Raw genomic sequence first — 5,627 nt, forward strand, 5'->3', positions numbered from 1 at the left:
GTATAAAGAGATAAGGCGAACACATTGCGATAAATCCTTTATTTTCAAGGCTTTTGGAGGATTTTATTAAAACACTGTAACCTCTGTTGAGAGGTCATAATTTACTGATATTCAAATTTTGATTTGTCCACTTATGTTTCTAATTTTACCACACTGACAAATTCTTATCTACCCGAAGCGTTCCTGAAATATCCAAGATTTATCATGCTTTCAGGAAGATAAGGCCCCACAGGGATCTCCCGCATTTCTTTCCGCTGGGCGTGAACCATGCGGATCGTGGACACAGTGCCGCCTTTTTCCCGTCCATCATAGACAGCGATCACCCGGTCTGCCTGGCCTACCATATAGCGGTTGCGCTTCATGTAGACATTGGAAGCCCATTCTTCGCTGACAACCTCGACCTTCGCACATGCCTCCAGCATGGCCCTGGTCCGCTCGTTCTCCATCAGCCGCTTATAGCGGTTGCGGTAAGGAATCGCTGCCTCCAGGCGCAGCGTCGGATTTTCTTTGGCCTTTTCCAGAACAACCCCGGCAAATAGCTGATCTGTACCGTCAGCAAAGCCGGAAATAAAGTAGGTATAGCCGTCCGCGATGGCTTTTTCGATTTCGCGTCGCAGACCTTGCTCTGCCTGCTCCATATATTCAGCGGGGATTTCCCGGTGTCCGGTCACTCCGCAAACTTTTTCTTTCATGTTGCAGCCTCCCTTTTAGACGATAGTTGAAAACTACCATACCTCTTATTTTAATAGGTTATATTTAACGTGTCAACTCAAATACCCCTTTTCATCTAGCGAATAGAGCCGTCCTGTAAGGTACAATCTATTATAGAATGGGAGGTGACTATGGTGTACGAAGATTTTGTCCCGGAAAGGCTGGCAAAATTGAGGATGCAGAAGGGTGTTTCCGCACGGGATATGTCGCTGTCGCTTGGGCAGGCCAACAACTATATCAACAACGTGGAGAACAAGAAAACGCTTCCATCTATGCAGTCCTTCTTTTATATCTGTGAATACCTGGGCGTGACACCACAGGAATTCTTCGATGAAGGCAATCCGAATCCTACCGCCTTAAACGAATTTATCGCAGAGGCAAAGAAGCTGGATTCCAAAGCGATGTCCTACATCCTCGGTATTATGAAAGAACTGAATAGCAAAAAATAGAAGTGGTCAGTCACATATAAGGGAGGCTGACCACTTTCTATTATCTATATAAGATTACAAGGAATAAAGCAGTTTTTCTGATCAATCGGTATTACTTCTTCGCACATGCAGACAATACCGCCGCTGCCACGTTCTAAGGTTGTCTTGTCGAGTACCTCGTATTTTTTGATTTCTCTGCGATCAGGATTTGCAGATTTTTTGATTTCCAGCGGATGAACCAATCCATTTTCTTCTACAATCACATCAATTTCTTTTGCGTTAGAGTCACGGTAGTATGTCAGGTTTGCTTTATCTGCTGAGTAAGAAAAACTTTTCAAAAGCTCGATCACAACATAGTTTTCAAAATAGTGACCATTTGCGGCACCATTCATCAGGGTATCTCTGGTAAGCCACATGGACAGATAGGCACACAGTCCGGTATCACAGAAATACAGTTTGGGTGTTTTTGTCAACCGCTTCAATTCATTATTGGCAAAGGGCGGCAGAAGATAGACAATGCCTAATCCCTGCAAGATCCGCAGCCATTCTTTGGCTGTGGGCTGGGAAATTTCGGCTGCCTCCGCCAAAGTTTTATAATTTACCTGCTCGGCTGTCAAGGCAGCACAGGCAGTAAGAAATTTTCGGAAACGTACAGAATCGGTAATACCGCCTTCTTCTGCCACATCCCGCATCAGGTATGTTTCAATATAAGAATTGAAATATTCCTGTCTCTGCTCGGCATCGGCCCGTAGCGCGTCAGGCATCCCGCCGCGCCAGATATGCTCGAACACATCTACAATATCATTCTTTTTTGCCGTTTTCTGCCGCTCTAAAAGACACGGCAGAGAGAAATCCAGTTTGTTTGTAAAAACTTCTCCGTCTACTTCATTTTTGGAAAAGCTGTATAGCTCCAGAATCCCGATTCTTCCGGCCAGTGTATCGCGGATGTTTTTCATCATCTTATACTGCTGGGAGCCGGTTAGCCAGAATAAACCTCTTTCTTCGGTTTCATCGCACATAATTTTAATCTGTTCAAACAGCTCCGGGGCTTTCTGTATTTCATCAATGATGATTGGAGGCTTGTAGGTCTGAAAGAACAATACGGGATCTGTTTGGGCCAGGGTTCTCGCCATTGTATTATCCATAGAAATGTAAGTGCGGTTTTGTCCCTCGGCCAAATGTTTCAGCATGGTAGTTTTACCAACCTGCCGCGCACCTGTTACAAGCACCGCTTTGAAAAAGGAACTCATACGCAAAAATTTCCGTTCCAATGCTCGCTCAATATATGGCATAACATGACCTCCTTGTTTTTAGGAAAATATAAAGTTTACTTTATTTTATCCTAAAAACATATCCTTGTCAACTACTGCAAAGCACATTGAAACCGCGTTTTGCTCCCTAATGTAACCAATATAGTATATGATTGGTTACATCCGTATAATAGCTACACCCTATTTTTTAGGTTGCCCGTGCGAAAGAAATTTATTCAAAGCAATAAGTTATTTTCCCGTGCTGCCAAAAGCGCCCGCGCCGCGTTTCCCGCCCAGGTCATTCACGAAATCCGCAATCACTACCGGCATGATGATAAGCTGCCCGATCCGGGAATCTTTCGCAAGTGTTTGGGCAGCATTTCCCACATTGCTGACAATGGCGTGGATCTCGCCCCGGTAGCCGGAATCCACAGGGGGCAGCTCGCAGACCACCCCTTTTGCCGCCAGGCTGCTCCTGGGGAATACATAGGCGGCATAACCATCCGGCACCTCCAGGCCAAAGCCCAGCGGGATTTTTGCAATCCCGCCAGGCTCCAGGGTACAGTCAAAAGGCATATAGACATCCGCCCCGGCGTCATTGGCGTGGGAACGGAGGGGACGGTGGTTCTCCGGCAGCCCAAAATCAATGATCTTGATTTTCACAGGCCGCCTCCTTCCAGTGCCGCGGGATAGTCCTGGCGTAGCAGGGCAAGAGGCAGCGCCCCTTTCTCGCACGGGCAGCCGCAGGACATATCTTTTTCCCGGCAGCCCTCCCGCTGGCAGAAGGGGCCGGTAAGCTCCGGGCTGAACAGTTCCGGGTCCAGCGCATACAGGTCCGCCCATATTTTCAGCAGGACAAAGCGTGTTTCATCTGTATTGCGGCGGCAAGTCCGCTGGCCGATCATGTGTTTCCACTGATAAGGCGTGGCGCTGATAATCAGCACATTGCGAAGGCTCTGCGGGGCAAGATATCCTGCGGCGTCCCTGGAAATCCCGCAGGCGCCTATATCCGCATAATGCTCCATGGCAGCCCGGCACTTTTTCAGGTAGAAGTCATGCACCCACTGGCTTGCCGTCAGGATCTCATAAGGCACCACAAAATCAGCCTGCCCCGCATAATTGCTGTACTGCAAAGAGGCGCTGATAAACTTGACCTCATTTTGGTGCCGGGTGATCTGCGCCAGGAAACGCCTGCTGGCGCCCACAACCGCCACCGTGATAACTGAAAACTTCTGTACGGCGGGGTGCGGCAGAGAGGCGATCCGTTTGACCGTATCGGCAGTATAGGCTTTCTCATAAAGGGCCAGAAGGTCATCCATGGAATGGATCGCATGACCCCGCTGGGTAAGCCTTGCCGCAAACACCATGTTTTTCTCTGCTTCCTGTACTGCGGTGCAGTTCAAAATTTTAGTTTCAATCTGATTGATGTTCCAATTCCTCCTTTATCACAGCTTTTAGTAAAAACAGATAGTTAAGACTGTCGGTGATCTTTTCCTCCCAGACAGCCAGCTCAAAAGTTTTCCGGTCCGTAAAGCACATATCATAAATGGAGATGATGTGCTTTGCCATCATCCCGGCCAACGCACGCTGCGGGGTGCTGTCCTGGATCGCAGCCGCCGCTTTGAAGGCGCTGAGCCGGTCCGGGTTGTCGCCGGTATATTCTTTGGCCTTCTGAATCAGAAGCCCTTCACACTGCCGTACCTGTTCCCGGAAAACAGCCTGAAATTCTTTGTATGTCATAACTCACCCCGCTTTACGCCGTAGGAAGATAAATCCAATCGTGCATCAGGCACACGCTGGGTTCGTCCTCCCGCGGGATCAGCCGGAAGGCACACTCGGAATACACCGTGCGCTTATCCTCAAATTCCATGTTGTAGGCTTTATAGAACCGGTATTCCAGGTTGGAGATCACGCACCGGAGCATTTGAAGGGCCTCCCGCTGGGAAGTGACAATGCAATCCCGGTCAATACTGCGTTTCAGGGCCAGCAGGGATTTATAAAGCTGCACTTCCGTCCGGTAAGGGCGGGCATACCGTTGATCCAGCCAGCCGCAGAAGGCCACCGGGCCGCTCTCGACTACATGCGCCTCCGGGTGGTGGAAGCCGTAGCTGTCCAGGTTTGCGGTATTCAGAAGGTAGAGCATTTCTTTCAGCTCCGCGCTGGGCATATCGTAAAACCGCAGCATGGAGCGGTAGAGATGGACATATCCGGGAATGGGAACAATGTTATTTACCATTGCAAATCCTCCATATATAGAGATGGGCGCTGAAGCAATCGTCATCCCGCGCCATCTTCTTAAAATCTGTTATTCAGTTACAGCTACCAGCCTGCCCATGACGATAAAGCGGTCAACGCCGCCATTGGTGCAGGTGGAAAGGGTCAGCACCTTGTCGCTGGAAGTGACGGAAACGCCCGTTTCGATCACAGAACGCTCCTGCATTGCGGAAAGCCAGGTCGTATAAGCGCCGCTGTCTTTCCATTCCAGCGCCCAGGGAGAAGTTTCGCTGCCGGATTCCTCCGGGCTTGCCACAAATGCGGAAAACACCTCGACCACATAGCCGCCCTCCGGCGTTACCAGGTACATTTCCGGGTGTTCGTCATAGTAAGCCTGCGCTTTGTATTCCACCAGCGTGGAGAACATGGAGCCGTCCCGCATGTTGTGCCCATAGATGATCGTGTTGTTGTCGGAAAAATCCTCCGCGTTTTCATAGTCGATGAACAGGCAGCCCACCTTGTTTGCCGTACCGTCATACAGGTGTTTCAGGTAGTAGCTGTTATCCTCGCCCTGGGCCACCAGGTACTGAATGACCGTGCCGGGAAGCTCCAGCCATGCCTTGACATCCGGCCCCTGGGCCAGCAGGCTTTCAAAGTCCACCGTGGGCAGGGAAATGGAGGAAGCGCCGGTTTCCTCCGGCGCCTCCACAGTTCCATTTTTCCCGTCTGTTTCAGCCGGGGTGACATATTCCGAAAGCCCGGCATAGGTATCGGCGCTTTCCTTGTACTGGCCGATCTCCCGCGCCAGCATAAAGCCGCTGCCTACTGCCATGGCAATGCAGATCAGAAGCACGCCGGTTGCCGCTTTGCGGCGTCCGGGGCTGGCCTTCTGGCCTTTTTTCTTGTAAGCGCACAGGAAAAGGGCAACACCGCTGCCGATCACCGCCGCGCCCAGCACGCCGATCCAGATATACAGGTTATAATCATCGCCTGTCTGCGGGACCGGCTTGGAAGGATTGGAAGG

8 protein-coding genes are annotated in these 5,627 nt (G+C 50.3%); 1 reads left to right on the forward strand and 7 read right to left on the reverse strand.

The features are described from left to right. Window positions 1–164: 164 nt before the first annotated feature. A complete protein-coding gene (locus B5F35_RS17380; RefSeq protein ID WP_087242867.1) occupies window positions 165–692 on the reverse strand; it encodes an SLOG family protein in 528 nt (175 codons plus the stop codon). 153 nt (window positions 693–845) lie between these two features. On the opposite strand from B5F35_RS17380, the gene B5F35_RS17385 reads away from it, so the two are divergent. Beyond that, a complete protein-coding gene (locus B5F35_RS17385) occupies window positions 846–1,160 on the forward strand; it encodes a helix-turn-helix domain-containing protein (protein ID WP_087180141.1) in 315 nt (104 codons plus the stop codon). A gap of 44 nt (window positions 1,161–1,204) precedes the next feature. On the opposite strand, the gene B5F35_RS17390 is transcribed toward B5F35_RS17385, so the two are convergent. From B5F35_RS17390 to srtB, 6 genes are all read right to left on the reverse strand, one after another. Continuing rightward, window positions 1,205–2,431: an ATP-binding protein gene (locus tag B5F35_RS17390; protein ID WP_087242869.1), complete on the reverse strand. Its 1,227-nt coding sequence runs from the start codon at window positions 2,429–2,431 to the stop codon at window positions 1,205–1,207. A gap of 207 nt (window positions 2,432–2,638) precedes the next feature. Next, entirely contained in the window at window positions 2,639–3,052 is a 414-nt protein-coding gene (locus tag B5F35_RS17395; protein ID WP_087242871.1) for a dUTP diphosphatase, read from the reverse strand. Further along, window positions 3,049–3,792 carry an FAD-dependent thymidylate synthase gene (locus B5F35_RS17400; RefSeq protein ID WP_330644979.1) on the reverse strand — a complete coding sequence of 248 codons (744 nt, stop codon included), beginning with the start codon at window positions 3,790–3,792 and terminating at the stop codon, window positions 3,049–3,051. The genes B5F35_RS17395 and B5F35_RS17400 overlap by 4 nt, the downstream gene beginning before the upstream one ends. A 10-nt stretch (window positions 3,793–3,802) precedes the next feature. Beyond that, entirely contained in the window at window positions 3,803–4,129 is a 327-nt protein-coding gene (locus B5F35_RS17405; RefSeq protein ID WP_087242873.1) for a hypothetical protein, read from the reverse strand. 13 nt (window positions 4,130–4,142) lie between these two features. After that, window positions 4,143–4,625: a hypothetical protein gene (locus B5F35_RS17410; protein ID WP_087242875.1), complete on the reverse strand. Its 483-nt coding sequence runs from the start codon at window positions 4,623–4,625 to the stop codon at window positions 4,143–4,145. A gap of 69 nt (window positions 4,626–4,694) precedes the next feature. Then, the coding region (gene srtB / locus B5F35_RS17415) for a class B sortase (protein WP_087242877.1) at window positions 4,695–5,627 on the reverse strand (933 nt) is incomplete at its 5' end.

Source organism: Anaeromassilibacillus sp. An200 (assembly GCF_002160025.1).
GTDB lineage: Bacteria > Bacillota > Clostridia > Oscillospirales > Acutalibacteraceae > Caccousia > Caccousia stercoris.

Coding starts and splice junctions, on each gene's coding strand:
- B5F35_RS17380 (WP_087242867.1), bottom strand. CDS start 692: ATGAAAGAAAAAGTTTGCGGAGTGACCGGACACCGGGAAATCCCCGCT.
- B5F35_RS17405 (WP_087242873.1), bottom strand. CDS start 4,129: ATGACATACAAAGAATTTCAGGCTGTTTTCCGGGAACAGGTACGGCAG.
- B5F35_RS17390 (WP_087242869.1), bottom strand. CDS start 2,431: ATGCCATATATTGAGCGAGCATTGGAACGGAAATTTTTGCGTATGAGT.
- B5F35_RS17410 (WP_087242875.1), bottom strand. CDS start 4,625: ATGGTAAATAACATTGTTCCCATTCCCGGATATGTCCATCTCTACCGC.